The sequence below is a fragment of the Streptomyces ardesiacus genome, from assembly GCF_003112575.1.
GTDB classification, from domain to species: domain Bacteria; phylum Actinomycetota; class Actinomycetes; order Streptomycetales; family Streptomycetaceae; genus Streptomyces; species Streptomyces ardesiacus.
Genome location: NZ_BEWC01000005.1, coordinates 221,828 through 248,801, shown reverse-complemented (window position 1 = coordinate 248,801; position 26,974 = coordinate 221,828). Strand labels below are relative to the sequence as shown.

Genomic DNA, 26,974 nt, shown 5'->3' with positions numbered 1-26,974 from the left:
CGCCCGCCACGGGGGCCCGCCCGCGCGCCCACCACGGGCCCCACCCGGAGCCCGTCCCGGTCGCGGGCCGGCTGGGGCGGGCCCCGTCGGCCCAGTAGGGTCGTCGCGTGAGCAACGAACCCATCACGCTGACCGCGGGTGACGCGGAGGCGACCGTGCTGCCGGGGAACGGCGGACGGATCGGCGGGCTCCGGGTCGGTGGTACGGAGCTGCTCCGCCAGGGCGAGCGGTACGGGTGCTTCCCGATGGTCCCCTGGTGCGGACGCATCCGCGACGGGCGTTTCAGCGACGGCGCCGTGGTCCACCAGATGCCCCTGAACTCCCCGCCGCACGCCATCCACGGCACCGTCCGCGACGCCGCCTGGCGCACCGCCCGCGTCAGCGGGAACGAGGCCGTGCTCACCTACGACCTCGTCGACCCCTGGCCCTACACCGGCCGCGTCACCCAGGTGATCGCCCTCGCCGAGGACGCGCTGACGCTGACGATGTCCGTGGAGACGTACGAGTCGTCCTTCCCGGCGCAGATCGGCTGGCACCCCTGGTTCAACCGGACCCTCGACGGCGGGAGCGGCGCGGGCGCCGAGATCGCCTTCGACCCGGCCTGGCAGGAGGAGCGCGGCGACGACCACCTGCCCACCGGCAACCGCGTCGAACCGAAGCCGGGCCCCTGGGACGACTGCTTCGGCATGCCCGACGGCGTCGACGTCACGCTGACCTGGCCGGGGCGGCTGGAGCTGAGGGTGACCAGCCCGGAGCAGTGGGTCGTGGTCTACGACGAGCAGGAGGCCGCCGTCTGCGTGGAGCCGCAGACCGGGCCGCCCAACGGCCTCAACACCCTCCCGCGCCTGGTCACGCCCCTGGAGCCGCTGGAGGCCACGGCCACCTGGGCCTGGCGCCGCCTTTAAGCTGGCGTACATGACGGACGTACGCGGCGCGCTGCTGCAGCAGATCAAGGACAAGGCCGTGGTGCACGGCAAGGTGACCCTCTCCTCGGGCCTGGAGGCCGACTACTACGTCGACCTGCGCCGCATCACCCTGGACGGCGAGGCCGCGCCGCTGGTCGGGCAGGTGCTGCTCGACCTGACCGCCGACCTCGAGTACGACGCGGTGGGCGGGATGACGCTGGGCGCCGACCCGGTCGCCGGGGCCATGCTGCACGCCGCCGCGGCGCGCGGCCGCACGCTGGACGCGTTCGTGGTCCGCAAGACCGCCAAGACCCACGGCATGCAGCGGCGCGTCGAGGGTCCCGACATCAAGGGCCGCCGCGTCCTGGTCGTCGAGGACACCTCCACCACCGGCGGCACCCCGCTCGCCGCCGTCGAGGCCGTGCGCGAGGCCGGTGCCGAGGTGGTCGCCGTCGTGACGATCGTCGACCGGGCGACCGGGGCCGGCGAGAAGATCCAGGACGGCGCCGGCGTGCCGTACCTGTACGCCTACGACAAGGACGAGCTGGGCCTGGACTGAGACCAGGGGCCGAGACGGGGCCGGGGTCCACTCGGGTATTCCCGTCCGGTCTGGAAGGATGGGGCCGACGATGACGTCGCCCCCCAGTCCTAGGTCAGGGCCATAAGCACCAACACGCCCACCCGCACATACAAGGAGCGGACAGATGCCCATCGCAACTCCCGAGGTCTACAACGAGATGCTGGACCGGGCGAAGGCAGGAAAGTTCGCCTACCCGGCCATCAACGTGACCTCTTCCCAGACGCTGCACGCGGCCCTGCGCGGCTTCGCGGAGGCGGAGAGCGACGGCATCGTCCAGATCTCCACCGGCGGCGCCGAGTTCCTGGGCGGCCAGCACAACAAGGACATGGTGACCGGCGCCGTCGCCCTCGCCGAGTTCGCGCACATCGTCGCCGAGAAGTACGACGTCACCGTCGCCCTGCACACGGACCACTGTCCGAAGGACAAGCTCGACGGGTACGTCCGCCCGCTGCTGGCGGTCTCCGAGGAGCGCGTGAAGGCCGGCCGCAACCCGCTCTTCCAGTCGCACATGTGGGACGGCTCCGCCGAGACCCTGTCCGACAACCTCGCCATCGCCCAGGAGCTGCTGGAGCGCGCCCGCGCCGCCAAGATCATCCTCGAGGTCGAGATCACCCCGACCGGCGGCGAGGAGGACGGCGTCTCCCACGAGATCAACGACAGCCTGTACACCACGGTCGACGACGCGGTCCGCACCGTCGAGGCGCTGGGCCTGGGCGAGAAGGGCCGCTACCTGCTCGCCGCGTCCTTCGGCAACGTGCACGGCGTCTACAAGCCGGGCAACGTCGTGCTCCGCCCCGAGCTGCTCAAGGAGCTGAACGAGGGCATCGCGTCGAAGTACGGCCAGCCGGCCGGCAGCAAGCCGTTCAACTTCGTCTTCCACGGCGGCTCCGGCTCCACCGCCGAGGAGATCGCGACCGCGCTGGAGAACGGCGTGGTCAAGATGAACATCGACACCGACACCCAGTACGCCTTCACGCGTCCGGTCGCCGACCACGTCTTCCGCAATTACGACGGCGTCCTCAAGGTCGACGGCGAGGTCGGCAACAAGAAGACCTACGACCCGCGCACCTGGGGCAAGCTGGCCGAGGCCGGCATGGCCGCGCGCGTCGTCGAGGCCTGCGGCCACCTGCGTTCGGCGGGCCAGAAGATCAAGTAACACCCGGGTCGACACGACCGTACGCACGAGCCCGGCGCCCTCCGCGCCGGGCTCGCTGTATACCTGGGGACATGCCCGATGTCCGGCTGGCCTCGTCGCAGGGCAAGTGGATCCTGCTGACCACCGTCCTCGGCTCCAGCATGGCGCTGCTGGACTCGACCGTCGTCAACGTCGCGCTGCCCCACATCGGCCGCGACCTCGGCGCCGACCTCGCCGCCCTGCAGTGGACCGTCAACGCCTACATGGTCACGCTGGCCGGGCTGATCCTCCTCGGCGGCGCCCTCGGCGACCGGTTCGGCCGCCGCCGCATCTTCGTCCTCGGCGTGCTGTGGTTCGCCGCCGCGTCCCTGCTGTGCGGCCTCGCCCCGAACGCCGGTGTGCTGGTCACCGCCCGCGCCCTCCAGGGTGTCGGTGGCGCGCTGCTCACGCCCGGTTCGCTCGCCCTCATCCAGGCCTCCTTCCACGCCGACGACCGAGGCCGGGCGGTGGGCCTGTGGTCGGGGTTCGGGGGCGTCGGCGCGGCCGTGGGGCCATTCCTCGGGGGCTGGCTCGTGGACGGCGCGGGCTGGCGCTGGGTCTTCCTGCTCAACGTCCCGCTGGCGCTGCTGTGCGCCCCGATCGCGCTGCGGCACGTACCGGAGTCCTCGGACGAGCGCGCCCACACGCGCTTCGACGTGCTCGGCGCCGCCCTGTGCGCGGCGGCCCTGGCGCTGCTCACGTACGCGCTGATCGAGGCCCGTACGGCGTCCTGGGCGGTGGCGGTCAGCGCGGTGGCCGGAGCGGTGGCCGCCGTGGCCTTCGTCCTCGTCGAGCGGCGCGGAAAGGACCCGATGATGCCGCTGGACGTCTTCTCCTCCCGCCAGTTCACGTCGGTCAACGTGGTCACCCTGTGCGTGTACGCGGCCTTCGGCGGCTTCTTCTTCCTCGCCGCGCTCCAGCTCCAGGTCGTCGTCGGCTGGTCCGCGCTGGCCGCGGGTACGGCCCTGCTGCCGACCACCGTCCTGATGCTGCTGCTCTCCGCCCGCTCGGGCGCACTCGCCGAGCACCTCGGGCCGCGCCTCCAGCTGACCGTCGGCCCGCTGCTGTGCGCCGCCGGGATGGTGCTGATGCTGCGGGTCGGCCCGGGCGCCTCCTACGTGGCCGACGTGCTGCCCGCCCTGGTGGTGCTCGGCCTCGGCATGGTCACGCTGGTCGCGCCGCTGACGGCGAGCGTGCTGGCCGCCGTGGACACCGCGCGCGCCGGGCTCGCCAGCGGCATCAACAACGCGGCGGCCCGTGCGGCGGGGCTCGTCGCGGTCGCCGCACTGCCGCTGCTCACCGGCATGGGGGAGGAGGCCTACCGGTCGCCCCGGGCGTTCGACGACGCGTTCGGACCGGCGATGCTGATCTGCGCCGGTGTCCTGGTCGCGGGCTCCGTGATCGCCTTCACGACGGTGCGCCGCCCGGCCCCGGACTGCGCCCGGCCCGAGTGCCGCACGCACGGCTCGGTGACGGTGCCACCCCTGGAGGGAGAGCACACCGCCTAGCCACGCCCGCGCCCAACGGGCGCGAAGACCTGCGCGACCAGACGCGGAGTGCCGTGTGAGCCGACGACCGGGTTCATGCCTCCAAGGGGCGCGGGGAACTGCGCGTCCAGCCACAGCGCACCCGCGGTCGCAAAGCAGCCGCGGGGAACTGCGCGACCAGCCGCAACGCACCCGCAGCCGACCACGCCTCCCCAGCCGACAACGCGCCCCCCGGGAACGCGCCCCGTCGCACCGGCGGGACCCGTCCGGCCGCCCCCGGCCCATGCCGCAGACTTGTCCCATGGCCATTCACGAGAACCTTCTCGGGGGACCGCCCCCGACCCACCTCCCCGACGACCCCGGGCCGCGCGAGCTGCTGGCGGGCGGCACCTCCCCCGCCGACGTCGCCGCGAAGTACCCGACGTCCTCGCTCGCCTGGGCCCGGCTGGCCGACGAGGCGTTCGAGCGCGGCAGCGTCGTGGAGTCGTACGCGTACGCCCGTACGGGCTACCACCGCGGCCTCGACGCCCTGCGCCGCAGCGGCTGGAAGGGCCACGGCCCGGTGCCCTGGGAGCACGAGCCGAACCGCGGCTTCCTGCGCGCCCTGCACGCCCTCGCCCGCGCCGCCCAGGCGATCGGCGAGAAGGAGGAGTACGAGCGCTGCAGCGAGTTCCTGAAGGACTCCTCGCCCAGCGCGGCCGAGGTGCTGGGCTGACCCGCGTGTTTCCGGCCCGTCCGCCGTGCGCGGGCGGGCCTTGCGGTTTCCTGCGACGATTGCGGAGGATGCCGTTGGGGACCGGGGCCCCGTGCCGGTAACGGCAGGGCGGACCGCTACCCGAAGTGCACATCAGGAGACAGCGATGTCCCACGACGCCCCGAATCTCGACTTCGAGGGCAGCACGCCGTACGAGGACTACGTCAAGGCGGACGTGCTCACCCACCTCCAGCACACCCTCTCCGACGACCCCGGAGAGATGGTCTTCCTGGTCACGACCCAGGTCATGGAGCTGTGGTTCACCGTCATCGTCCACGAGTGGGAGACCGCCGCCCGCGCCCTGCGCGAGGACCGGGTCCCGGTGGCGACCGACGCGCTCAAGCGCTCCGTGCGGGAGCTGGAGGCGCTCAACGCCTCGTGGACTCCCCTGGGGCAGCTCACCCCCGCCCAGTTCAACTCCTACCGGTCCGCCCTCGGCGAGGGCTCCGGCTTCCAGTCGGCGATGTACCGCCGCCTGGAGTTCCTGCTCGGCGACAAGTCCGCGTCCATGCTCGTCCCGCACCGCGGCGCCCCCCGCGTCCACGCGGAACTGGAGAAGGCGCTGCACGAGCCGAGCCTGTACGACGAGGTGGTCCGGCTGCTGGCCCGGCGCGGGTACGACATCCCGGACGCCGTGCTCCGGCGCGACGTCACCCAGAAGTACGAGGCGTCCCCCGAGGTGGAGGCCGCCTGGACCGCGGTCTACTCCGGCGACCAGAACGGCGAGCTGGCCCGCCTCGGCGAGGCCCTCACCGACGTCGCCGAGCTGGTGTGGCGCTGGCGCAACGACCACCTGGTCGCCACCCGCCGCGCGATGGGCGCCAAGACCGGCACGGGCGGTTCCGCGGGCGTGGCCTGGCTGGAGAAGCGGGCCCGGGGCAACGTGTTCCCCGAGCTGTGGACGGCGCGGTCGTATGTCTGAGCCGACGGGCCTCGCGGGCGAGGCGGAACGACTGGACGCCGCCGACGCGCTGGCGGCGGTGCGCGAGCGGTTCGTCCTGGACGACGTGACCTACCTCGACGGCAACTCACTGGGCGCCCTTCCCGCGCACGTCCCCGCGCGCGTGGCGGACGTCGTACGGCGCCAGTGGGGCGAGCTGCGCATCCGGTCCTGGGAGGAGAGCGGCTGGTGGACCGCCCCCGAGCGGATCGGCGACCGGATCGCCCCGCTGGTCGGCGCGGCGGCCGGACAGGTCGTCGTCGGCGACTCGACCAGCGTCAACGTCTTCAAGGCGCTCGTCGCCGCGGTGCGCATGGCGCGGGAGGACGGTGAGGGCGGGCCCGTCGGGACCGGCGGGACAGGCGGGACCGGCGGGACAGGCGGGACCGATGGGGCAGGCTGGACCGATGGGACAGGCGGGCCCGGCGGTCCCGGTCCGGTCCGGGACGAGATCCTCGTCGACGCCACCACCTTCCCCACGGACGGGTACATCGCCGAGTCGGCCGCCCGGATGACGGGCTGCACCCTGCGTCCGGTGACCCCGGCCGAGGTGCCGTCGGTGCTGGCGGACCGGGGCGGCCGTACCGCGGCCGTGCTGCTCAACCACGTCGACTACCGCACGGGCCGGCTGCACGACCTGCCTGCGCTCACGGCCGCGGCGCACCAGGCGGGGGCGTACATCGTCTGGGACCTGTGCCACAGCGCGGGCGCGCTGCCGGTCGGGCTGGACGAGCACCGCGTGGACCTGGCGGTCGGCTGCACCTACAAGTACCTCAACGGCGGCCCCGGTTCGCCCGCCTACCTGTACGTGCGCCGCGACCTCCAGCATCGCTTCGACTCCCCGCTGCCGGGCTGGAACTCGCACGCCGAGCCGTTCGGCATGCGCTCCGACTACGCCCCGGCCTCCGGCGCGGTGCGGGGCCGGGTCGGCACGCCGGACATCCTCTCCCTGCTCGCCCTGGAGGCGGCACTGGACGTGTGGGACGAGGAGGGGGTCTCGGTGGCGGCGGTGCGGGCCAAGTCGCTGGCGCTGACGGACTTCTTCCTGCGCTGCGTCGGGGCCTACGTCCCGGACGGCCGCGTGGAGTCCGTGACCCCGGCGGCGCACGCCGAGCGGGGCAGCCAGGTCGCGCTGCGCTGCGACGACGCCGGCGAGGTGATGAAGCGGCTGATCGAGCGCGGGGTGGTCGGCGACTACCGCGCCCCCGACGTGCTGCGCTTCGGCTTCACCCCGCTGTACGTCGGCTTCGCGGACGTGGAGCGGGCGGCGCGGGTGCTGGCGCGGACGCTGGCCGGCTGAACCGCGGCCCCGGCGAGCCGCGGGTGGGGGCCGGACGAGCCGTTCCGGCCCTCACCCAGCGTCACATCCCCGTGTCCGCGCACGTCACCGGCCTGATAACGTCCCGCCGACGGCCGATTTCCTTCCCCCGGTCCGCCAACATGGTTTCGTCGCTGAGAGGTTGAGCATGCCGGACGCCGCCGCAGAACCGGGCACCGCTGCCGCGAGGGACGCGGCGGAGGAGAAGTCGGCCTTCTCCCACCCGGCGGTCGAGCCCGACTCCACCGCCGGTTACGGCGACCACCCCGACCAGGTGATCGACTTCTACGCGCCACGCGACGGCGCGGGTCCGGGCGAGGCCGCTCCCGTCGTGGTGGTCCTGCACGGAGGCTCGTGGCGCGCTCCGTACGACCGGCGTCACATCAGCCCGTTCGCCGGTTTCCTGGCCCGGCGGGGCTTCGCCGTGGCCAGTGTGGAGTACCGGCGCGGGGCGGAGGGGGCCGGTGCCGCGACGGACTCCGGGGATCCTGTCGCTGGGCGCTGGCCCGACACGTTCGACGACGTGGCCGCCGCGCTGGACGCGCTCCCGGAACTGGTCCGGCACCACCTGCCGCGGGCCGACGCCCGTCGCATGGTGCTCACCGGCCACTCCGCCGGCGGCCACCTCGCGCTGTGGGCCGCCGCCCGGCACCTGCTGCCCGCCGACGCCCCGTGGCGCACCGGCCGCCCGGCGCCCCTGCGGGGCGTGGTCGCCCTCGCGCCGATCGCCGACTTCGAGGTCGCCGACAAGCTCGGCGTGTGCGGCGGGGCGGCGCGCCAACTGCTCGGGGGCGGCGAGCTGTTCGCCGAGCGGCGGCCGTATGCCGACCCCGCTCTGCTGCTCCCCACCGGCATCGCGACGACCCTCGTGCAGGGCCGCGCCGACGTGGACGTCCCCCAGGCGGTCGCCGAGGCGTACGCCGACGCGGCGGCCAAGGCCGGGGAGGTGGTGGGGGTGACGCTGCTGGAGGACGTCGGCCACTACCCGCTGATCGACCCGGCGGCGGACGCGTGCGCGGTGGTGGCGGAGGAGATCGCGCAGCTGGCCTGGTGAGCCGCGCGGTCGGCCGACGGGTCGACGGGCCGACGGATTGATGGGCCGACGGGTTGATGGGCCGATGGGTCGGCGGGTCGGCGGGTCGTCCTACGGGCGGCGGGCCGATGGGCGGACGGTCCTGCGGTCCTTCGGGCAGGCGGTCCTACGGGCAGGCGGGCAGGCGGTCCCACGGGCAGGCGGGCCGACGGACAGGCATGTGGCCGTCGGCCGGGCGGTGGTGCCCGTCGTACCCGTAATACCTGAGAGCTACTCGCCAGGTGAGTTCCCTGGCGGGACGCGGGTTACCCGGCCCGATTCATAACTTCCCCTGCAGACGCGTCCGATGGGCGGCCGCGCCGGAGGGGAGAGGCCATGAGGCCGGGGACGACGGTACGTTGGCGGCGACGGGTGGGCCGATGGCGCCGCGCCGGTTGCGCCGCACTCATCACCGGCGCCGTGGTGTTTCCCCTGTCCGGCGCCGCGCGGCCCCAGATCCCCGCCCCGGCCCCCGCCGTGCTCGCGGCACCGACGGCGGCCACGCTGGAGGAGGCCTACGCCGCCAACCGGGCCAACGCGGAGCGGGCCGCCCGGATGGCCGCCGACCACGGCGACCACGACCGCGCGGCGGCGGACCGTTCGCTGGCCGACCGGTCCCGCCGTCTCCTCGCCTTCGACGGCCGGGGCGCGGGGCTGGTCACCGAGGTCCTCGGCGACCTGGCGCGCGCCGACCGCGTCGCCGTGCTGGTCCCGGGCTCCGACACCGGCATCGACACCTACGGCCGGTTTCGCGCCGCCGCCCTCGCCCTGCACCGGCAGCTCGTCGCCGAGGCCCCCGCGGGGACGCGCACCGCCGTCGTGGCCTGGCTGGGCTACGCGACACCGGGCACCGTCAGCACCACCGTCGTCACGACCGACCGCGCCGACGGGGCCGCCCCCGGGCTGCGCGACCTGGTCGCCGACCTGCGCCGCGTCACCGGCCCCGACACGCACCTCTCCCTCCTGTGCCACTCCTACGGCTCGGTGGTCTGCGCCCGCGCCGCCCACGGCCTGGCCGTCTCCGACATCGCCCTGGTCGGCAGCCCCGGCACCGGCTCGGACACCGCCGCCGGCCTGCACACCGAGGCCCGGATATGGGCGGGGCGGGGCGCCGACGACTGGGTGGAGCACGTTCCGCACGTCGGCGTCGGCCTGTTCGGCACCACCGTCGGCTTCGGCACCGACCCGGTCTCCCCGGACTTCGGCGCCCGGGTCTTCGACGCAGGCGACGGCGGCCACAGCGACTACTTCGACACCGGCTCCCGCTCCCTGACGAACCTGGCCCGGATCGTCCTGGGCCAGACCACGGAGGTGACCCATGGCTGACCCGGCCCCCGCGCTCCCGCGCGGCGCGCTGCGTGCCGCCGCCGCCCGCGTCGACGCCGCCACACCCGCCGAGCGGGACCGTGCCGTGGACGCCCTGCGCGCCGTCGCCATCCTCGGAGTGGTACTCGGGCACTGGCTGGTGACGGCCCTGGTCGCCGACGGCACCGGCCTGCACGCGGCCAGCCCGCTCCAGGGCATGCCCCGGATGGCCCCCGTCTCCTGGGTCTTCCAGACCCTCGCCGTGTTCTTCCTGGTCGGCGGGCATGTCGCCACGCGTGGATACGCGTCGGCCCGCGCTCGCGGGGAGTCCTACGGCCGGTGGCTGGGTGCCCGGCTGTCCCGGCTCTTCCGGCCGGTCCTGGCCGTCCTCGGCCTGTGGACGGTGACGGCCGCTCTGCTCCTGCTGACCGGCGCGGACTTCGTGACCGTCCACACGCTGGTGAAGCTGGCGCTGTCCCCGATGTGGTTCCTGCTGGTCTTCGCCGCGCTGACCGCGGCGACGCCGTTGCTGACCCGGCTGCACCCGCTCTGGCCGCTGGTCGTCGTCCTCCACACAGACCTGCTGCGCTTCGGACTCGGCGCCCCGTCCTGGCTCGGCTGGGTCAACCTCGCGGCCGGCTGGCTGGTCCCCTACACCCTCGGCGCCGCCTGGACCCGCGGCGAACTGGACCGGCGCCGCGCCGGCTGGTTCCTGCTGGCCGGCGGCGCGGCGGCCACCGCGGCGCTCGTCGCCTGGGCGGGCTACCCGGCGTCGATGGTCGGTGTCCCCGGGGCGCCCGTGTCGAACCTCAACCCGCCGACCCTGGCCGCCGTCACCTTCGGCCTGGCCCAGTGCGGGCTCGCCCTGCTCCTGCGTGAGCGGCTGCGCCGCGCGATGCGGCGTCCCGTGGCCTGGGCCGGGGTCGCGCTGGTCAACCTCTCCGCGATGACGGTCTTCCTCTGGCACCAGACGGCACTGATGGCGACCACGGCCACCGGTCTCCTCGCGGGCCGTCTGCCCGGCCTCCACACGCTCCCCGACGGCCTGGACTGGGTCGCGGCGCGGCTCCTGTGGCTGCCGGTGTTCGCCCTGGTCCTGGCGGGCTGCTGGGCCACCTTCCGCTCCTGCGAGCACGGGGGAGTCCGGCGCCGCGCCCGGGTCGTCCGGGTCCACCGCCCGCGGCGCCGGGCGACCGCGGCGGGAGCACGCCATGTCTAGGGTGGAGCCCGTGACGCGATGGGGGAGACGGCAGTGGGACCGGTCACGGGCCCGGGCCGGGCGCGGGCTGCGCGTGCTCCGCGACGACCTGTGGACCTGGCGGGCCGACCCGCTGCCGCCGTCGGTGTGGCTGCGCTGGTTCCCGCACGGGCTGGTGTACCTGGTGGCGTTCGGGGTGCTGCTGGGCGACACCGCCCAGCTCGGGGACAACGGCGGGATCGATCCGGGCTTCGGCTTCGTGATCGCCTGCGCCCAGGCCGGTGCGACGGCGTTCGCCCTCTGGCGGCCGGTTGCGGCCTGGTGGCTGTCGACGGCGGCCATGCTGGTGGGGGCCTTCGCCGTGCGGGCCGCGATGGAGACGGGCGGCGACGCGTTCACCTGGCCCTGGACGGCGGCCGGGCTCATCGGCCACATGTTCGTCCTGCTGCTGCTCGCCCTGCGGGCGCCTACCCGCGTGGCGCTGGAGGCGCTGGCCCTGAGCGCGCTCACCACCTACCTGGTGCAGGGCGTGGTGGGCGCGGTGGGCTACCAGCCGACGGGGCAGCTCGCCGTCATCCTGTTCACGGTCGTCGTCGTCCTCGGCATCGCCTTGCGGGGCCGCAGAGAGGCCCGCACCCAACTCGCCCAGCAGACCTCGCTCACCGCCGAGGAGCGGGCCCGGCGGACCCTGCTGGAGGAGCGCGGCCGCATCGCGCGCGAGCTGCACGACGTGGTGGCGCACCACATGTCGGTGATCTCCATCCAGGCCCAGGTCGCCCCCCTCCTCGTCGAGAACCCTTCGGACGAGCTGAAGGAGAACCTCGCCGGCATCCGGCAGAACGCGCTGGAGGCGCTCACCGAGCTGCGCCGGGTGCTGGGCGTGCTGCGCGCCGAGCACCCGGACGCGCTGGACGCACCGGAGGGGGGCGAGGCCGCCCCGCACGCCCCGCAGCCCACCCTCGACCGGCTCGACGCGCTGGTGGACAACATCCGGGCCGCCGGCCTGACCGTCACCACGGGCAGCAGCGGGACGCGCAGACCACTGCCGCCCGGCGTGGAGCTGTCGGCCTACCGGATCGTGCAGGAGGCGCTCAGCAACGTGCTGCGGCACGCACCGGGCGCGAGCGCCCGGGTCCACCTCACCCACCTTCCGATCGGACTGCGCGTGGACGTCTCCAACACCCGGCCGAAGCGCGCGCCCGCGCCCTCGCAGGGGGCCGGGCACGGGCTGCTCGGCATGCGGGAGCGGGTGGCGATGCTCGACGGCATGCTGACGGCCCATCCGATGCCGGGCGGCGGCTACCAGGTGGCGGCGTTCCTGCCGTCCGACGGCCCCGACCTGCCCACCGCCCCCGCCACCGCCTCTCCCACCGCCTCTCCCACGGCCTCTCCCACCGCCCCTTCCACCGAGGACGACTCCCCATGACGACCAGCAGCAACGGCCGCGTGATCCGCGTGCTGATCGCCGACGACCAGCAGATGGTCCGGCAGGGTTTCACCGTGCTGCTCAACACCCAGCCCGACATCGAGGTGATCGGGCAGGCGGTGGACGGTCTGGACGCCGTGGCCAAGGTCGCCGAGCTGGCGCCGGAGGTGGTCCTGATGGACATCCGGATGCCGGAGCTGGGCGGTATCGAGGCCACCCGGCGCATCACCGGGGCCACCCCGGAGATCCGGGTGCTGGTGCTGACCACCTTCGACCTCGACGAGTACGTGTACGAGGCCCTGCGGGCCGGGGCCTCCGGGTTCCTGCTGAAGGACGCCTCCGCCGACCAACTGGCCGAGGCGGTGCGCGTGGTGGCCGCCGGTGACGCCCTGCTCGCCCCGGGGATCACGCGGCGGCTCATCGCGGAGTTCTCCCGGCTGGACGACCGCCCGCGCGCCCCGTTGAAGGCCCGCGTCGGCGAGCTGACCGAGCGGGAGACGGAGGTGCTGGCTCTCATCGCCCAGGGCCTGTCGAACGCGGAGATCGCCCAGCGTCTGGTGGTGGCCGAGCAGACGGTGAAGACCCATGTGGGCAGGATCCTGGTGAAGCTGGGCCTCAGGGACCGCACCCAGGCGGCGGTGTTCGCCTACGAGTCGGGGCTGGTGCGCCCCGCGGGGTACTGAGGACCGGTGCGTCGTGGCCCGCGTAGTACTTGAGAGGGACGCCGGAGAACCCCTCTCCACGGGGACGACCGGCCACTTCCGGTCGGCCTACCGTGTGAGCGTGACCGAGACGACTCACCAGCAGCACGAGGGCGGGGCCCGCAGCCAGGAGTACCGGCTGGCCCGGACCTCCCTGCGGGGGCTGCGCCAGGACCTGTTCCACGACCCCTTCGCCTACGACCGCCTGCCGCCCCGGCACACGGACGGTCCGTTCGTCCGCCGGCTGCCCGGCCGGCTGCGGTCGGACGCGCGCTACCTCCCGCACGCGGTGGTGGGGGCGATCGCGTTCATCGCCCTGGTCGTCGGCTCGGTGGGGGGCAGCCTGCCCGGCGGTGACCTGCCGGCCCTGCTGTCCGGCGTCCTGTGCGCCCTCCCGGTGCTCGCGACGCTGGTCCGGCCGGTCGGCGCGTTCTGGATGTCCCTCGCCGCCACCCCACTCGTCGCCTTCGTCAACGGCGACGGATGGGACTGGCCCTGGATGCCCGGCGCGTTCGTCTGCCACCTCGCGGTGATGGTCGTCGTGGCGCTGCGCACCCGGCCCCGCACCGCCGTCTGGATGTGGGTCCTGACCGCGGTGTACTCCTTCCTCGCGGACGCCTTCTTCGGCGGGACGTACTACTCCACGAACGGCGGGCCGATGCTGGTGACGTCCGCGTTCGCCCTGCTCGTGGTCTGCCTGTGGCACATACGGCAGACCGCCCGGCGGGAGGTGACCGCCCAGCTGACGGTGACCGCGCACGAGCGGTCCCGCCGCACCCTGCTCGAGGAGCGCACCACCATCGCCCGCGAGCTGCACGACGTCGTCGCCCACCACATGTCGGTGGTCGCCATCCAGGCGGAGGCCGCGCCCTACCGGGTGGAGAATCCGCCGGAGGAGCTGGAGCGTGCCTTCGCCACCATCAGGGAGAACGCGGTGGCGGCCCTCACCGAGCTGCGCCGCGTCCTGGGCGTCGTCCGCGCCGAGGACTACGAGGCCCCGGACGCCCCGCAGCCGACCCTGGCCGACCTGGACGCCCTGCTCGCCAATGTGCGGGAGGCGGGCCTGGCCGTGGACAAGGCGGTGACCGGTGCGGTGCGCGAGCTGCCGCCCGGCGTGGAGCTGTCGGCGTACCGGATCGTGCAGGAGGCCCTCAGCAACAGCCTGCGCCACGCGCCCGGGGCGACGGCCCGCGTCGAGGTCTCCTACGTCCTGGGGGGCCTGGGCCTGCGTGTGGTCAACACCGCCGTCCCGCGGAACACCCTGGTCAAACCGTCGCCCGGCGCCGGTCACGGCATCACCGGCATGCGCGAGCGCGTCTCGATGCTGAACGGCGAGATGACGGCGGGCCCGACGGACGACGGAGGGTACGAGGTGGCGGTGTTCCTGCCGGTCGCCGCCGACCGGAGCGAGGACGAGGCATGACCGACCGCGCCGACGGCACGATCCGCGTCCTGATCGCCGACGACCAGATGATGGTGCGCGAGGGCTTCTCGGTCCTGTTGAACGCGATGCCGGACATCGAGGTCGTCGGTGAGGCGGTCAACGGCCGGGAGGCGGTGGCCAAGGTCCGCGAGCTGTCCCCGGACGTCGTGCTGATGGACATCCGCATGCCCGAGGTGAACGGCATCGAGGCGACGCGGGAGATCGTCGCGGCGGACGGCACGTCGAAGGTGCTGGTCCTCACCACCTTCGACCTCGACGAGTACGTGTACCAGGCGCTCCGCGCGGGCGCGTCCGGCTTCCTCCTCAAGGACGCCTCGGCCCGGCGGCTCGCGGACGGCGTCCGGGTGGTGGCGTCCGGCGAGGCCCTTCTCGCCCCGTCGGTGACCCGGCGTCTGATCACGGAGTTCTCCAGGCTGTCCGACACCCCGCGGCTGATGCCCTCGGCGCAGGCGGCGTACGGCGACCTGACCGAGCGCGAGACGGAGGTCCTGGTCCTGATCGCGCAGGGCCTGTCCAACTCGGAGATCGCCGAGCGCCTGGTGGTCGCCGAGTCGACGATCAAGACGCACGTCAGCCGCATCCTGGTGAAGCTGGGCCTGCGCGACCGTACCCAGGCGGCCGTCTTCGCCTACGAGGCCCGCCTGGTGACCCCGGGCTAGGCGCCGTCCGGCGCGTCCGGCCCCCGGCTCCCGGCGCGTCCGGCCCCCGGCTCCCGGCGTGCCGGGTCCGGGCTCCCGGCGTGTCCGGTCCCCGGCTCCCGGCGCGACCGCCGCCGCAAGGGCAGCGCGGGCGGCGGGCCCACCGGCTCCGACCGCGACCGCTGCCGGCGCCGTGGCTCCGGTCATGATCCGCCGGTCGGTCAGAGGCGCATGTCCTCGGCCCAGGCCGGCAGGCGCCGCTCGCCCGTCTCGCGGAGCACCTCCAGCCTTTCCCGGAACCGCGACATGTCCGGTGCCGCCCAGCGGAACCACTGGGCGGTGCTGGGCCAGGCGGCGTCCGCGACCGCTGTCTCTCCTTCGGTGACCAGCCAGACCGGCGGATCGGGCTGCCCGAGATCCGCACCGTCGATCAGGTGGTACGCGTACGCCTGGTGCTCCACCAGAACGAGAGCCGAGGCGGGATCACGGATGCCGTGGCCCGGCAGCGCGTCAAGCGTCGCGAGCGCGTGCGCCTTCATGGCGGAGGTCATCGCCCGCACGCCGAAACCGCTGCCCGCCAGCCACAGTCCGGGAGACCTTCCGACGAGGCGCAGGACCTCGCGCACCGCCGACGGGGCGTCAGCCACCCCCTGCGCTGCCAGCGCCGTGTCGATCTCCGCGTCGGTCGCTCCCTCCACCGACTCCCGGCGCAATCCGTCGGCGATCACGGATTCGAACACCGTTCGGATGTCCTTCATCGCCTCAGACGACGTGCTGTCCATGGCCTCAGGCTATGCGGGAGGGGACGTGGGCCCGGCTCAGGTGGGGCTTCTCACCGGCCTGGCCGGTGCGCCGGCGGCCGGTCGACCGGCCCGCGGGAATCCCGGACCGTCGCCCACCCGTCAGCGCGGCGCTGACGTGCCCTTCCTCTTCCGTGGAGGGGCCGTCGTTCCCTATCGTCCGTGCATGACGGCTGCATCCGATGAATCCCGGGCGTCCGGCCTCGCGTTCGACCCGTGGGACCCGGCGTTCGTCGCCGACCCGTACCCCGCCTTCGCCGAGCTGCGGGCACGCGGACGCGTGCTCTACTACGAGCCGAGCGACCAGTGGCTGGTCCCGCACCACGCGGACGTCTCGGCGCTGCTGCGCGACCGCCGCCTCGGCCGGACCTACCAGCACCGTTTCACGCACGAGGAGTTCGGGCGCACCCCGCCCCCGCCGGAGCACGAGCCCTTCCACACGCTGAACGACCACGGCATGCTCGACCTGGAGCCGCCGGACCACACCCGTATCCGGCGCCTGGTGTCGAAGGCGTTCACGCCGCGCACGGTGGAACGGCTGCGGCCGTACGTGCGCGCACTGGCCGACGACCTGGTCTCCCGGCTGGTGGCGGCGGGCGGCGGCGACCTGCTGACGGACGTGGCCGAGCCGCTGCCGGTCGCCGTGATCGCCGAGATGCTGGGCATCCCGGAGTCCGACCGCGCGCCCCTGCGCCCCTGGTCGGCGGAGATCTGCGGGATGTACGAGCTGAACCCCTCCGCGGAGACGGCGGCGAAGGCGGTCCGGGCGTCCCTCGACTTCTCGGAGTACCTGCGCACCCTGATCGCCGCCCGCCGCAAGGACCCCGGCGACGACCTGATCTCGGGCCTGATCGCGGCGCACGACGAGGACGACGACCGTCTCACCGAGCAGGAGATGATCTCCACCTGCGTCCTGCTCCTGAACGCCGGTCACGAGGCCACGGTGAACGCCACGGCCAACGGCTGGCTGGCCCTCTTCCGCCACCCCGGCCACCTGGCCGCCCTGCGCGCCGACCACTCCCTCGTCCACTCGGCCGTGGAGGAGCTGATGCGCTACGACACCCCGCTGCAGCTCTTCGAACGCTGGGTCCTGGACGAGATCGAGATCGACGGGACGACGCTCCCGCGCGGTGCCGAGGTGGCGCTGCTGTTCGGCTCCGCCAACCACGACCCGGCGGTCTTCACCGACCCGGAACGCCTCGACCTCACCCGCCGGGACAACCCGCACATCTCCTTCAGCGCCGGCATCCACTACTGCATCGGCGCCCCGCTGGCCCGCATCGAACTCGCGGCGTCCATGACGGCCCTGCTGGAGCGGGCCCCCACGCTGCGCCTGGCGGCGGAACCGGAGCGCAGGCCGAACTTCGTGATGCGCGGACTGACCGGGCTACGCGTGGAACTCTGACACCCCGGCCGCCCGCGACCGCCGGCGCCGTCCCAGCAGCCACGCCCCGAGTCCCCAGACCACGGCCGGTACGACGGCCCCGGCGAGGAAGACCAACGGCAGCTCGGTGAGGACGGCGCCGAAGTCCTGACCGTTGTTCTCGAACTCGTTGCCGAGGTGCCGTTGGGTCCGGGAGGTCTGCCACCACACGACCACCGCACCCACCGCCCCGATCAACGAGACCGCACAGCCACCACCCGTCACCGCATCCCGACTCATACCTGTCCCGACGCTCCCGGCCGCACCGCCGGTTTCACCTCAGGCCGCCAGATCCCGCCGCCGCAGCCCCGCGAGCCCCAGCCCGACCAGGGCCCCCGCGACCAGGAGCAGCGTCAGCACCGGCGGCCAGCTCATCCCCCCGCCGGGCAGCTTCGGCAGGTGCCCGTACGGCGACAGGTCCAGGACGGCCCGCGGCACGTCCAGCGCCGGTCCGACCCAGCCGAGCAGCAGGACCGCGCCCGCGAGGCCCCACGCGGCCACCGCCGCCCGGGGCAGCAGCCCGTGCAGCAGGACCGCCGCGCCGCCGACCACCCACACCGCGGGCAGATGCACCAGGCACGCGCCCAGGATCGGCCCGAGGTCGTGCCCGTACCCGGCCGCGAAGCCGAGCCCGGCGAGCAGCATGATCAGCGCCGCACCGCCGAAGGCGATCACCAGGTGGCCCGCGGCCCACCGCAGCCGTCCCACCGCGCCCGCGAGCACCGGTTCCGCGCGCCCGGAGGTCTCCTCGCCGCCCATCCGCAGCACCGACGCGACGACGTACAGCGCGGCGACCAGCCCGAGCATGCCGATCATCGCCGACACGAACGCGTCGGTGAGTCCGGCCTGCCCGCCCATCCGTTCGATGATCTCCCGGGCCCGCTCGTTGTCCCCGACCAGTCCGGCCGCGCCCTCGGTCATCCCGCCGTAGACGAGCCCGGCGAGGAGGAAGCCGGTGCTCCAGCCGAGGACGCTGCCGCGCTGCAGGCGCCAGGCCAGCGCACCGGCCGTACGCAGGCGTCCGGCGGCCGGTCCCGGGCGGGTGGGCAGGAAGCTCATGCCGAGGTCCCGGCGTCCGGCCAGCGCGTAGGCGACGGCCGCCTGCGCCGCCGTCGCGCCCGCGAGCAGCAGCAGGACCCACCACCGCTCACCGGCGAAGGCCCGCAGGTTCTCCAGCCAGCCGAGCGGCGAGACCCACGTCAGGACCGACGAGCCTCCCCCGGAGCCGACAGCCCGGGAGGTGTCCCCGCCCGCCGCCGAGTCGCCCGCGGCACGCAGGACGAAGGCCCCGCCCAGCACGGCCGCCGTGAGCCCCCGGGCCAGGCGCGCGCTCTCGGTGAGCTGGGCGACGATCGCCGCCGTGGTCGCGAAGAGCATCCCGACGCCCGCGATCCCGAGCCCGAGGGCCAGGGCGCCCGCCACCCCCTGCCCGGCGAGTCCGGCGGCGACCAGCAGGGCCAGGGCGGCGTTGGCGACCGCCGCCGCGAGCAGTGCCGCCGTCAGCGGGGCCCGGCGGCCGACCATCCCGGAGGCGACGACCTCCTGCCGCCCGCTCTCCTCCTCGTCGCGGGTGTGCCGTACGACGATCAGCAGGCTCGTCACGGCGGCCAGCGCACCGGCGTACACGCCGACGCGCCAGGCGGTGAGCGCGCCGAGGCTGTCGCCGAAGACCGGGCCGACCAGCGCCCGCAGCGAGGAGTTGGTCTCCATCTGCCGCATCAGACCGGCGCGTTCGGCGGCGGTGCCGTACAGGCCCCGGAGGGTGCCCGGCATGGACAGCACCATCAGGGCGTTCACCGCGACCCAGACGGGGACCAGGACGCGGTCGCGGCGCAGGGCGAAGCGGAGCAGCGTGCCGGTGCCGGCGGTGGCGGAGCCGGTGGCGGCGGTGGCGGAGGAGCCGGTGGTGGTGCCGGTGGTGGTCATCGTGCCGTCGCCTCCGCCCCGGTTCCCGCCGCGTCGGCCTGGTAGTGCCGCAGGAACAGCTCCTCCAGCGTCGGCGGCGTCGACGTCAGCGAGCGCACGCCCGTCTCGCCCAGCGCCCTGAGCACGCCGTCCAGCCGGCCGGTGTCGACCTGGAGCCGGACCCGGTGGCCCCGGACGTCGAGGTGGTGGACGCCCGGCAGGCCGGCGAGGCCGTTCGGGGGGCCCGCGAGTTCGGCGGTGACGCTGGTCCGGGTCAGGTGGCGCAGGTCGGCGAGCGAGCCGGTCTCGACGGTGCGGCCCTTGCGGATGATGCTGACCCGGTCGCACAGCTCCTCGACCTCGCTGAGGATGTGGGAGGAGAGCAGCACCGTCCGGCCGCGCTCGCGCTCCTCCTCCACGCAGCGCCGGAAGACCTCCTCCATCAGCGGGTCGAGTCCGGAGGTGGGTTCGTCGAGGATCAGCAGGTCGACGTCGGAGGCGAAGGCGGCCACCAGGGCGACCTTCTGCCGGTTGCCCTTGGAGTAGGTGCGGCCCTTCCTGGTCGGGTCGAGTTCGAAGCGCTCGACCAGCTCCGCGCGCCGCCGGCTGTCCAGTCCGCCGCGCAGCCGGCCGTAGAGGTCGATGACCTCGCCGCCGGAGAGGTTGCGCCACAGCGTCACGTCGCCGGGGACGTACGCGATCCGGCGGTGCGCCTCCACCGCGTCCGCCCACGGGTCGCGGCCGAGCACCTGTGCGGCGCCGGCGTCGGCGCGCAGCAGGCCGAGCAGGACCCGGATCGTGGTGGACTTGCCGGCTCCGTTGGGGCCGAGGAACCCGTGGACCTCGCCGGTCTCGACCTCCAGGTCGAGTCCGTCCAGCGCATGCGTGCGTCCGAACGACTTGTGCAGTCCGGAGACGCTGATTGCCTTCGTCATGTTTCGGAAAGTACGCTTCTTTCAGAAACTTGTGAAGTTAAGGAAACGTCAGGATGATGAGTGCCGCCGGGTGAGGGATGATCGACGGATGACGAAGGAACCAGCGGGAGCGGCGGCGGACGCGGCGGGGCCGGGACGCGACCCCGAGGCGGTGTCGAAGTTCGTCGAGGGTTTCGCGGCCCAGCTCGTCGAGGCCGGGATGCAGCGCATGCCGGCCCGGGTCTTCGCCGCGCTGCTGGCCTCCGACTCGGGCTCGCTGACCTCGGCGGAACTCGGCGAGAACCTCCGGGTCAGCCCGGCCGCCGTCTCCGGCGCCGTGCGCTACCTCTCCCAGCAGCACATGGTCGCGCGCGAGCGCGAACCCGGCTCGCGCCGGGAGCGCTACCGGGTGCACAGCAACCAGTGGTACGAGGCGCTCACCAGCCGCGAGGCCGTCCTCAAGCGCTGGGAGGACGCCCTGCGCGAGGGCGTCGCCAGCCTCGGCGAGGACACCCCGGCGGGCCGGCGCATGGCCGAGACGCTCGCCTTCTTCGAGTTCGTCGACGGGGAGATCGCGGCGATGATGGAACGCTGGCGCGAGCACCGGCAGGAGCGGTTCGGGCGGGGGTGAACCCCGACGACGGGCCCTACCCCGCCGGCAGCAACGACGGGCCCTACCCCGCCGGCAGCATCAGCCCCCACGCCCCCTCGCGGGCCACCCACGTCCGCGTCCCCACCGGACCGCACACCACCGCGTCGGCCCGGTAGCGGAAGTGGGCCCCCGACACGGTCACCGTCCGTCCGCTCGCCGTCAGCCCGGACGCCTGCGCGCCCGCCGGCAGCGGGCGCACCTCCACCGCGGCGACCCCTCCGCCGCCCGGCGTCACCGTCACCGCCTCCACCGGCTGGTCGAGGTCCACCAGCGTCACCCCGTCGACCTCCACCCGCAGCCGGGCCGGACCGGCGGTGCCCGGTGCCGCGGCGGTGCGGGCCGGACGCGAGGACGCCAGCGTCCGGACGAGCGACTGGCAGCCGCGCAGCCAGGGGCGCAGCGGCCCCGGGCCGACGTCCCCGTCCTCCCGCGCCGGCGCGGGGAGCGGGACCGGTGGGATGCGCACCGCCCCCAGCACCACCCCGTCGCTGTCGTCGACGAGCAGGTCCAGGCGCCGTTCCGCGCCGTCGAGGACGGCCCGCGCCGCCGCCACCGCCCCCGTCGGCAGCCCCAGGGACCGGGCGAGGCCGAGCGCGGGGCCCACCGGCACCACCGACAGCGCGCAGGTCGCCAGCTCCCGCTGCCGGTGCAGCAGGGCCACGGCCCGCAGCAGCGCGGCGTCGTCGCCGACCACCACCGGACGCCGCGAGCCGCGCCGCCGCAGCGCCCGCGCGAACTCCTCCGGGCCGTCCGGCAGACACACCTTCGTGTGCGACGCACCCGCGCTGAGCACGTCCTTGGCGATCCGGACGGATTCCCCGTCCAGCCGCCGGGCGGCCGGATCGACGACCACCAGGAGCTGGTCGGACCTCGCGGAAGGGTTCGCGGAAGAGCTCGCGGAAGTCGCCACCTCGGCCATGCCTCGCTTCCTCGGGTAGCATCTTTGTGCAAGAGCCCCTTGCGCTGTTGCGCCAGGGGCTTCGTCTATTCCGGGGCACCCGGTCCGACGGTTGGCGGCCAACGACGGTCGCGGTGTACGTGGCGGAAACCCGTCGCATACGCCCTCGACCATGGACATGCCCCGCCCGGAAGGGGTGTACGCGCGTGCCCGCACTTGTGCTGCTCGGTGCTCAGTGGGGTGACGAAGGCAAGGGAAAGGCGACGGACCTGCTCGGTGGTTCCGTCGACTACGTGGTGCGCTACCAGGGCGGCAACAACGCCGGCCACACGGTAGTCGTGGGCGACCAGAAGTACGCCCTCCACCTGCTCCCTTCCGGGATCCTCTCCCCCGGCTGCACGCCGGTCATCGGCAACGGTGTCGTCGTCGACCCGTCGGTCCTGTTCTCCGAGCTGAGCGGGCTGAACGAGCGTGGCGTCGACACGTCCAAGCTCCTGATCAGCGGCAACGCTCACATCATCACGCCGTACAACGTCACCGTCGACAAGGTGACGGAACGCTTCCTCGGCAAGCGCAAGATCGGCACCACCGGGCGCGGCATCGGCCCGACCTACGCCGACAAGATCAACCGCGTGGGCATCCGGGTCCAGGACCTCTACGACGAGTCGATCCTCACCCAGAAGGTCGAGGCGGCGCTCGACGTCAAGAACCAGATGCTCACCAAGCTCTACAACCGCCGCGCCATCGCCACCGGCCAGGTCGTCGAGGAGCTGCTGGGCTACGCGGACAAGCTCGCCCCGTACGTCGCCGACACCGTCCTGGTCCTCAACCAGGCCCTCGACGACGACAAGGTGGTCCTCTTCGAGGGCGGCCAGGGCACGCTGCTCGACATCGACCACGGCACCTACCCCTTCGTCACCTCGTCGAACCCGACCGCGGGCGGTGCCTGCACCGGCGCCGGCGTGGGCCCGACGAAGATCAGCCGGGTCATCGGCATCCTCAAGGCGTACACGACCCGTGTCGGCGCCGGCCCCTTCCCGACCGAGCTGTTCGACGAGGACGGCGAGGCCCTGCGCCGCATCGGCGGCGAGCGCGGCGTCACCACCGGCCGCGACCGGCGCTGCGGCTGGTTCGACGCGGTGATCGCCCGCTACGCCACCCGCGTCAACGGCCTCACCGACTTCTTCCTCACCAAGCTCGACGTCCTCACCGGCTGGGAGCAGATCCCGGTCTGCGTGGCCTACGAGATCGACGGCAAGCGCGTCGAGGAGCTGCCGTACTCGCAGTCCGACTTCCACCACGCGAAGCCGGTCTACGAGACGCTGCCCGGCTGGAGCGAGGACATCACCAAGGCGAAGTCCTTCTCCGACCTGCCGAAGAACGCCCAGGCGTACGTCAAGGCGCTGGAGGAGATGTCCGGCGCCCCGATCTCCGCGATCGGCGTCGGCCCGGGCCGGGACGAGACGATCGAGATCAACTCGTTCCTGTAGGAGCCGCCCGCGCACCGCGCACGCACACCGACGGCCGGGACCCCGCACGGGGCCCCGGCCGTCGGCGCGGGGACGGCGGTTACGCTGGCCGGAGCCGCAGCGCCGCACGGCCTTCCGGCACCCGGACAGAACCGGACAGCACAAGTCGAGCACGGACAGCACGGACAGCACGGAGCGAGCGGACATGCGGAAGCCCACCACCCGGACGTGGATCTGGCTGGCGGTGGCCGCCGTCGCCGTGACCGGCGGTGCCTTCTACGTGGACGGCCACCGCGTCTCCGCGGCCCCGCACGCCGGTGACCCCAAGTGCGACCAGGTGATCTCCCGCCTCCCCGACGGCATACCCGGCGCCTCGCGCGACTGGGCCCTGGGCAACGGGGTGGCGTCCTGGGGCGGCCAGAAGGCCGTCTTCCGCTGCGGCGCCGAGGAACTGCAGCCGAACGTCAACCTCTGCGTCACCGCGGACGGCGTCGACTGGGTCCTGGACGAGGCCCGGCTCAAGCGCGACGGCGTGAGCGTTCTGCGCACCTACGGCCGCTCACCGGCCGTGGAGTTCACCTACTCCGGTCCGCGCGAGGAGGTGGGCGGCATCCTCGCCACCCTGGACGCCGCCGTGAAGTGGCTCCCGCAGGAGCGCAAGTGCATCGGCCTGGAGGACGCCGACACCGTCCTGTAGCCCTGCGTTCGGCCCCCTCCACCGGGCGTCCGCGGGCCCGGTGGTGTCGGATCGGGGCCATGACCGACCGCTACAGCACCGCCCGCTGCCGAGGCCCGTACGGCGGCGAGAACGGACCCGCCGACTGCGGCGACCCGGTCCGCTTCGAGGTCGCCCGGCATCTGCGGGCACCGCTGCGGGTGTGCCCGGTCCACCTGGGACCGGCGCTGCTGCTGGCCGCCGGGGTGCTGTGGCCGCCGGGCATCACGCTGGTGTCGTGAGGCGCGGGCGGCGGCCTCCCGGGATTCTCCCGCCCCCGTCAGCTGAAGACGATCATCGACCCCTGCGCCAGGCTCCGGGTCGCCGCCGCGTGCAGGCCCAGCCACACGTGGCGCTCCCGGGCGAACGGGCTGGTGTCGTACGGCCCGGGCACGGCCGGTTCCTCCAGCTCCGTCGGGGCGAGCGGCGGCTGCGGCGGGGCCGGGGGGTTGGCCGGGTCGATGCCGAGGGCCGGGGCGACGGCCTCCAGCTCCCGCAGCAGGCTGTGCGAGGAGCCCAGGGGGCCGCCGCCCGCGAGGAGTTCGTCGTCGGCGAGCGGGTGCGGGAAGTCGACCGGGACGTAGGCGCCCGCGTGGTCGTAGTGCCACACGAGGTGGGACTGCTGGGCCGTCGACTCGAACATCTCCAGCAACTGCTCGTAGTCACCGCCGAGTTCGTCCACCGGGGTCACCGGCAGACCGCACAGCTGGAGGAGGTGCGCCCGGCGCAGGAAGTGCAGCGCGTCGTAGTCGAAACCGGCCACCGGGGCGACCTCGCCGGACAGGCCCGGCATGTACTGGTACACCGGCACCGGCGGCAGCCCGGCCTCGGCCAGCACCTTGTCGTACTGCGCGAGTTCCTCGGCGAACGGGTTGTCCGGCGTGTGGCACAAGACGTCGACGAGCGGTACCAGCCACAGGTCACAGGCCAAAAGAGGGCTCCTCACACAGCACGGTGGTCAGGGCAGCGTAGTCGGTGTGCGCCGGGGCGCGTTGCGTGCAGGTCCCTTACCCATCTGGGGCCGGACCACGACACGTCCGGCCTTGGTCATCCGCCCGTGAGCCCCTCGACGAGGCGCAGCGAGTGGGTGTTGTACGCGTCGACGAGCGCGCGTGCGCCGGGGACGTCGCGGTGGGCGAGGGCGTCGACCAGTTCGGTGTGCCCGGACCACAGCGCGCCGCGCAGTTCGCCGAGCCGGCGCAGGTGCTGCACCGTGCACACCCAGCTCTGCACGCGCAGCCGGTGCAGGAAGTCGGAGAGGTAGGGGTTGCCGAAGAGGGCGGCCAGCTCGCGCCAGTAGCGCAGGTCGTAGCCGATCAGGACGGTCAGGTCCCCGGCCGCGGCGGCGCGCTGGGCCTCCTCGCCGCGCCTGCGCACCCCGGCGAGGGCGACGGCGACGCGCGGATCGCCCGGGTCCGGGAGGTCGGCGGCGAGGGCGAGGAACATCCCGTCGGTCACCAGGCTGCGGGCCTCGATCATGCCGCGGAAGTCGTCGACCGAGTACTCGTGGACGCGGAAGCCGCGGTGGTGGTCGGCGTCGAGGAGCCCCTGCGCCGACAGGTCGACCAGGGCCTCGCGCACGGGCGTCGCCGACACCCCGTACTGCTCGGCGATCTCCTTGACCGTGAACTCCTGCCCCGGCTGGAGGCGCCCCGCCAGCACCTCGTCGCGGAGCGCGTCGGCGATCTGCTGCCGCAGGGTGCTGCGCGTGACGGCACCGGTACCGCGGGGGCCGGGCATGGGCGGGCGTCTCCTCGTCGCGTGCGGGGCGTCGCGCAAGGCGTCGTCCGGGGGCGTGCTCGTACACATGTCTACCGCGTACGAGCACGCAACCCTACGCGCTCGGACCCCTCGGCCCCTTCCGCCTACTCTGTGTACTCGTCCGCCACGGACAGTGCCGTGTCCAGGGCGGCGAGGCCCTCCTTCAGCTCCGCCTCGGTGATGTTGCACGGCGGGACCACGTGGGTGCGGTTCATGTTCACGAACGGCCACAGCCCGTGGGCCTTGGCGGAGGCGGCGAACGCGGACATCGGCGTGGCCGCCTGCCCGGTCGCGTTGTACGGCACCAGCGGTTCGCGCGTCTCCCGGTCCTTCACCAGCTCCAGCGCCCAGAACATGCCGGTGCCGCGCACCTCGCCCACGCTCGGGTGGCGCTCGGCCAGCTCCCGCAGCGCCGGTCCGACGACCTCGGCACCGAGCCGCGCCGCGTGCTCGACGACGCCCTCCTCCGCCATGACGTTGATCGTGGCGACGGCGGCGGCGCAGGCCAGCGGGTGTCCGGAGTAGGTCAGTCCGCCGGGGTAGGGCCGCTCGGCGAAGGTCGCGGCGATCTCGCCGGAGATCGCGACGCCGCCGAGGGGCACGTAGCCCGAGTTCACGCCCTTGGCGAAGGTCATCAGGTCCGGCACGACGTCGTACAGGTCGGCCGCGAACCACGTACCCGTCCGCCCGAACCCGGCCATGACCTCGTCGAGCACGAACACGATGCCGTGCTTGTCGCAGAGCTCGCGCACCCCGGCGAGGTACCCGGCCGGCGGCGTCATGATCCCCGCTGTGCCCGGGATCGTCTCCAGGACGATCGCGGCGATCGTCCCCGGACCCTCGAAGGCGATCGTCGTCTCCAGGTGCTCCAGCGCCCGGGCGCACTCCTGCTCCTCCGTCTCGGCGTAGAAGCGCGAGCGGTACAGGAACGGCGCCCAGAAGTGCACGACGCCGGCCGTGCCGCTGTCGGAGGCCCAGCGGCGCGGGTCACCGGTGAGGTTGACCGCCTGCTGGGTGCCGCCGTGGTACGAGCGGTACGCGGAGAGCACCTTGGGGCGTCCGGTGTGCAGCCGGGCCATGCGCAGGGCGTGCTCGACGGCGTCGGCTCCGGCGTTGGTGAAGAAGATCTTGTCCAGGTCACCGGGCGTCCGCTCGGCGATCAGCCGGGCCGCCTCCGAGCGCGCCTCGACGGCGAACGCGGGGGCGAACGTCGTCATCCTCGCCGCCTGCTCCTGGATCGCGGCGACGACCTTGGGGTGCTGGTAGCCGATGTTCGTGTAGACGAGCCCGCTGGAGAAGTCGAGGTAGCGCCTGCCGTCGTAGTCCCAGAAGTACGACCCCTCGGCGCCGGCGACGGCGAGCGGGTCGATCAGCTCTTGCGCTGACCAGGAGTGGAAGACGTGCGCGCGGTCCGCGGCCTTCACGGCGGCGCCGGTCTGGGGGGAGGGCTGAGGGGTCATGCGGCCGAGGGTAGATGTCCGCGATGCGGAAACGG

At 73.8% G+C, this 26,974-nt stretch carries 27 protein-coding genes; 19 read left to right on the top strand and 8 right to left on the bottom strand.

From position 1 onward, the window contains the following. The first annotated feature begins 107 nt into the window (after positions 1-107). From Sdi02f_RS17660 to Sdi02f_RS17595, 14 genes are all read left to right on the top strand, one after another. Positions 108-905 (top strand): aldose epimerase family protein, encoded by a 798-nt coding sequence (locus Sdi02f_RS17660; RefSeq protein WP_053638907.1) that lies wholly within the window; start codon positions 108-110, stop codon positions 903-905. Between the two features lie 10 nt (positions 906-915). Further along, a complete protein-coding gene (gene pyrE / locus Sdi02f_RS17655; protein ID WP_030401409.1) occupies positions 916-1,464 on the top strand; it encodes an orotate phosphoribosyltransferase in 549 nt (182 codons plus the stop codon). 145 nt (positions 1,465-1,609) lie between these two features. Continuing rightward, complete coding sequence (gene fbaA, locus Sdi02f_RS17650; RefSeq protein ID WP_030401408.1) at positions 1,610-2,641, top strand: class II fructose-bisphosphate aldolase; 1,032 nt, start codon at positions 1,610-1,612, stop codon at positions 2,639-2,641. 71 nt (positions 2,642-2,712) lie between these two features. Beyond that, positions 2,713-4,167, top strand: coding sequence for an MFS transporter (locus tag Sdi02f_RS17645; RefSeq protein ID WP_108933636.1), 1,455 nt, complete (start codon positions 2,713-2,715; stop codon positions 4,165-4,167). Between the two features lie 280 nt (positions 4,168-4,447). Beyond that, positions 4,448-4,861, top strand: a complete 414-nt coding sequence (locus Sdi02f_RS17640; RefSeq protein WP_030401406.1) for a DUF3151 domain-containing protein — start codon at positions 4,448-4,450, stop codon at positions 4,859-4,861. Between the two features lie 145 nt (positions 4,862-5,006). Continuing rightward, entirely contained in the window at positions 5,007-5,822 is an 816-nt protein-coding gene (locus Sdi02f_RS17635; RefSeq protein WP_030401405.1) for a tryptophan 2,3-dioxygenase, read from the top strand. Continuing rightward, positions 5,815-7,140 (top strand): kynureninase, encoded by a 1,326-nt coding sequence (locus Sdi02f_RS17630; RefSeq protein WP_108933635.1) that lies wholly within the window; start codon positions 5,815-5,817, stop codon positions 7,138-7,140. Before Sdi02f_RS17635 ends, Sdi02f_RS17630 begins: the two co-directional genes overlap by 8 nt. 166 nt (positions 7,141-7,306) lie before the next feature. Further along, a complete protein-coding gene (locus Sdi02f_RS17625; protein WP_031085132.1) occupies positions 7,307-8,212 on the top strand; it encodes an alpha/beta hydrolase in 906 nt (301 codons plus the stop codon). 354 nt (positions 8,213-8,566) lie between these two features. Continuing rightward, entirely contained in the window at positions 8,567-9,556 is a 990-nt protein-coding gene (locus Sdi02f_RS17620) for an alpha/beta hydrolase (RefSeq protein ID WP_108933634.1), read from the top strand. Continuing rightward, entirely contained in the window at positions 9,549-10,754 is a 1,206-nt protein-coding gene (locus tag Sdi02f_RS17615; protein WP_030401401.1) for an acyltransferase family protein, read from the top strand. The genes Sdi02f_RS17620 and Sdi02f_RS17615 overlap by 8 nt, the downstream gene beginning before the upstream one ends. Beyond that, entirely contained in the window at positions 10,747-12,159 is a 1,413-nt protein-coding gene (locus Sdi02f_RS17610; RefSeq protein WP_108933633.1) for a sensor histidine kinase, read from the top strand. Before Sdi02f_RS17615 ends, Sdi02f_RS17610 begins: the two co-directional genes overlap by 8 nt. Continuing rightward, entirely contained in the window at positions 12,156-12,842 is a 687-nt protein-coding gene (locus Sdi02f_RS17605) for a response regulator (RefSeq protein WP_031085127.1), read from the top strand. The genes Sdi02f_RS17610 and Sdi02f_RS17605 overlap by 4 nt, the downstream gene beginning before the upstream one ends. Before the next feature lie 13 nt (positions 12,843-12,855). After that, entirely contained in the window at positions 12,856-14,283 is a 1,428-nt protein-coding gene (locus Sdi02f_RS17600) for a sensor histidine kinase (protein WP_031085125.1), read from the top strand. Then, on the top strand, positions 14,280-14,963 hold the full coding sequence (locus tag Sdi02f_RS17595) for a response regulator (RefSeq protein WP_053639428.1): 684 nt from the start codon (positions 14,280-14,282) through the stop codon (positions 14,961-14,963). The genes Sdi02f_RS17600 and Sdi02f_RS17595 overlap by 4 nt, the downstream gene beginning before the upstream one ends. A gap of 200 nt (positions 14,964-15,163) precedes the next feature. Here Sdi02f_RS17595 and Sdi02f_RS17590 read toward each other — a convergent pair whose 3' ends face one another. After that, positions 15,164-15,724, bottom strand: a complete 561-nt coding sequence (locus tag Sdi02f_RS17590; RefSeq protein WP_055467896.1) for a hypothetical protein — start codon at positions 15,722-15,724, stop codon at positions 15,164-15,166. A 184-nt stretch (positions 15,725-15,908) separates the two neighbouring features. Between Sdi02f_RS17590 and Sdi02f_RS17585 the strand changes: the two genes are divergently transcribed. After that, positions 15,909-17,147, top strand: a complete 1,239-nt coding sequence (locus Sdi02f_RS17585; protein WP_108933632.1) for a cytochrome P450 — start codon at positions 15,909-15,911, stop codon at positions 17,145-17,147. On the opposite strand, the gene Sdi02f_RS17580 is transcribed toward Sdi02f_RS17585, so the two are convergent. The 3 genes from Sdi02f_RS17580 to Sdi02f_RS17570 form a co-directional block, all read right to left on the bottom strand. After that, entirely contained in the window at positions 17,130-17,351 is a 222-nt protein-coding gene (locus tag Sdi02f_RS17580; RefSeq protein ID WP_234319744.1) for a hypothetical protein, read from the bottom strand. The genes Sdi02f_RS17585 and Sdi02f_RS17580 overlap by 18 nt on opposite strands. A 93-nt stretch (positions 17,352-17,444) precedes the next feature. Continuing rightward, positions 17,445-19,091 carry an ABC transporter permease gene (locus Sdi02f_RS17575; RefSeq protein WP_108933631.1) on the bottom strand — a complete coding sequence of 549 codons (1,647 nt, stop codon included), beginning with the start codon at positions 19,089-19,091 and terminating at the stop codon, positions 17,445-17,447. Continuing rightward, positions 19,088-20,005 carry an ABC transporter ATP-binding protein gene (locus Sdi02f_RS17570; protein ID WP_030401393.1) on the bottom strand — a complete coding sequence of 306 codons (918 nt, stop codon included), beginning with the start codon at positions 20,003-20,005 and terminating at the stop codon, positions 19,088-19,090. Before Sdi02f_RS17570 ends, Sdi02f_RS17575 begins: the two co-directional genes overlap by 4 nt. A gap of 88 nt (positions 20,006-20,093) precedes the next feature. On the opposite strand from Sdi02f_RS17570, the gene Sdi02f_RS17565 reads away from it, so the two are divergent. Beyond that, positions 20,094-20,615 (top strand): GbsR/MarR family transcriptional regulator, encoded by a 522-nt coding sequence (locus Sdi02f_RS17565; protein ID WP_174843367.1) that lies wholly within the window; start codon positions 20,094-20,096, stop codon positions 20,613-20,615. A gap of 43 nt (positions 20,616-20,658) precedes the next feature. Here the strand turns inward: Sdi02f_RS17565 and Sdi02f_RS17560 are convergent, their stop codons facing one another. Next, complete coding sequence (locus Sdi02f_RS17560) at positions 20,659-21,555, bottom strand: diacylglycerol kinase family protein (RefSeq protein ID WP_030401391.1); 897 nt, start codon at positions 21,553-21,555, stop codon at positions 20,659-20,661. Between the two features lie 185 nt (positions 21,556-21,740). Between Sdi02f_RS17560 and Sdi02f_RS17555 the strand changes: the two genes are divergently transcribed. The 3 genes from Sdi02f_RS17555 to Sdi02f_RS17545 all read left to right on the top strand — a co-directional run bounded on the left by Sdi02f_RS17555 (position 21,741) and on the right by Sdi02f_RS17545 (position 23,960). Continuing rightward, complete coding sequence (locus tag Sdi02f_RS17555) at positions 21,741-23,024, top strand: adenylosuccinate synthase (RefSeq protein ID WP_003975310.1); 1,284 nt, start codon at positions 21,741-21,743, stop codon at positions 23,022-23,024. A gap of 184 nt (positions 23,025-23,208) precedes the next feature. Further along, positions 23,209-23,700 (top strand): DUF3515 family protein, encoded by a 492-nt coding sequence (locus tag Sdi02f_RS17550; RefSeq protein WP_031085120.1) that lies wholly within the window; start codon positions 23,209-23,211, stop codon positions 23,698-23,700. A 59-nt stretch (positions 23,701-23,759) separates the two neighbouring features. Further along, the gene (locus tag Sdi02f_RS17545; RefSeq protein WP_030401389.1) at positions 23,760-23,960 is read left to right on the top strand and encodes a hypothetical protein; all 201 of its coding nucleotides are present in this window, start codon (positions 23,760-23,762) and stop codon (positions 23,958-23,960) included. Positions 23,961-23,998: 38 nt separating this feature from the next. Here Sdi02f_RS17545 and Sdi02f_RS17540 read toward each other — a convergent pair whose 3' ends face one another. The 3 genes from Sdi02f_RS17540 to Sdi02f_RS17530 form a co-directional block, all read right to left on the bottom strand. Then, complete coding sequence (locus Sdi02f_RS17540) at positions 23,999-24,649, bottom strand: putative DNA-mimic protein (RefSeq protein ID WP_030401388.1); 651 nt, start codon at positions 24,647-24,649, stop codon at positions 23,999-24,001. A gap of 116 nt (positions 24,650-24,765) precedes the next feature. Beyond that, a complete protein-coding gene (locus Sdi02f_RS17535; RefSeq protein WP_030401387.1) occupies positions 24,766-25,458 on the bottom strand; it encodes a GntR family transcriptional regulator in 693 nt (230 codons plus the stop codon). A gap of 125 nt (positions 25,459-25,583) precedes the next feature. Then, on the bottom strand, positions 25,584-26,939 hold the full coding sequence (locus Sdi02f_RS17530; RefSeq protein WP_108933630.1) for an aspartate aminotransferase family protein: 1,356 nt from the start codon (positions 26,937-26,939) through the stop codon (positions 25,584-25,586). Positions 26,940-26,974: the final 35 nt, after the last annotated feature.

Excerpts from the sequence above, each read along its gene's own strand:
- fbaA (WP_030401408.1), top strand. The coding sequence starts at position 1,610 with ATGCCCATCGCAACTCCCGAGGTCTACAACGAGATGCTGGACCGGGCG.
- Sdi02f_RS17545 (WP_030401389.1), top strand. The coding sequence starts at position 23,760 with ATGACCGACCGCTACAGCACCGCCCGCTGCCGAGGCCCGTACGGCGGC.
- Sdi02f_RS17535 (WP_030401387.1), bottom strand. The coding sequence starts at position 25,458 with ATGCCCGGCCCCCGCGGTACCGGTGCCGTCACGCGCAGCACCCTGCGG.
- Sdi02f_RS17560 (WP_030401391.1), bottom strand. The coding sequence starts at position 21,555 with ATGGCCGAGGTGGCGACTTCCGCGAGCTCTTCCGCGAACCCTTCCGCG.
- Sdi02f_RS17615 (WP_030401401.1), top strand. The coding sequence starts at position 9,549 with ATGGCTGACCCGGCCCCCGCGCTCCCGCGCGGCGCGCTGCGTGCCGCC.
- Sdi02f_RS17630 (WP_108933635.1), top strand. The coding sequence starts at position 5,815 with ATGTCTGAGCCGACGGGCCTCGCGGGCGAGGCGGAACGACTGGACGCC.
- Sdi02f_RS17575 (WP_108933631.1), bottom strand. The coding sequence starts at position 19,091 with ATGACCACCACCGGCACCACCACCGGCTCCTCCGCCACCGCCGCCACC.
- Sdi02f_RS17565 (WP_174843367.1), top strand. The coding sequence starts at position 20,094 with ATGACGAAGGAACCAGCGGGAGCGGCGGCGGACGCGGCGGGGCCGGGA.
- Sdi02f_RS17590 (WP_055467896.1), bottom strand. The coding sequence starts at position 15,724 with ATGGACAGCACGTCGTCTGAGGCGATGAAGGACATCCGAACGGTGTTC.
- Sdi02f_RS17550 (WP_031085120.1), top strand. The coding sequence starts at position 23,209 with ATGCGGAAGCCCACCACCCGGACGTGGATCTGGCTGGCGGTGGCCGCC.
- Sdi02f_RS17635 (WP_030401405.1), top strand. The coding sequence starts at position 5,007 with ATGTCCCACGACGCCCCGAATCTCGACTTCGAGGGCAGCACGCCGTAC.
- Sdi02f_RS17625 (WP_031085132.1), top strand. The coding sequence starts at position 7,307 with ATGCCGGACGCCGCCGCAGAACCGGGCACCGCTGCCGCGAGGGACGCG.
- Sdi02f_RS17530 (WP_108933630.1), bottom strand. The coding sequence starts at position 26,939 with ATGACCCCTCAGCCCTCCCCCCAGACCGGCGCCGCCGTGAAGGCCGCG.
- pyrE (WP_030401409.1), top strand. The coding sequence starts at position 916 with ATGACGGACGTACGCGGCGCGCTGCTGCAGCAGATCAAGGACAAGGCC.
- Sdi02f_RS17570 (WP_030401393.1), bottom strand. The coding sequence starts at position 20,005 with ATGACGAAGGCAATCAGCGTCTCCGGACTGCACAAGTCGTTCGGACGC.
- Sdi02f_RS17610 (WP_108933633.1), top strand. The coding sequence starts at position 10,747 with ATGTCTAGGGTGGAGCCCGTGACGCGATGGGGGAGACGGCAGTGGGAC.
- Sdi02f_RS17640 (WP_030401406.1), top strand. The coding sequence starts at position 4,448 with ATGGCCATTCACGAGAACCTTCTCGGGGGACCGCCCCCGACCCACCTC.
- Sdi02f_RS17585 (WP_108933632.1), top strand. The coding sequence starts at position 15,909 with ATGACGGCTGCATCCGATGAATCCCGGGCGTCCGGCCTCGCGTTCGAC.
- Sdi02f_RS17595 (WP_053639428.1), top strand. The coding sequence starts at position 14,280 with ATGACCGACCGCGCCGACGGCACGATCCGCGTCCTGATCGCCGACGAC.
- Sdi02f_RS17645 (WP_108933636.1), top strand. The coding sequence starts at position 2,713 with ATGCCCGATGTCCGGCTGGCCTCGTCGCAGGGCAAGTGGATCCTGCTG.
- Sdi02f_RS17605 (WP_031085127.1), top strand. The coding sequence starts at position 12,156 with ATGACGACCAGCAGCAACGGCCGCGTGATCCGCGTGCTGATCGCCGAC.
- Sdi02f_RS17620 (WP_108933634.1), top strand. The coding sequence starts at position 8,567 with ATGAGGCCGGGGACGACGGTACGTTGGCGGCGACGGGTGGGCCGATGG.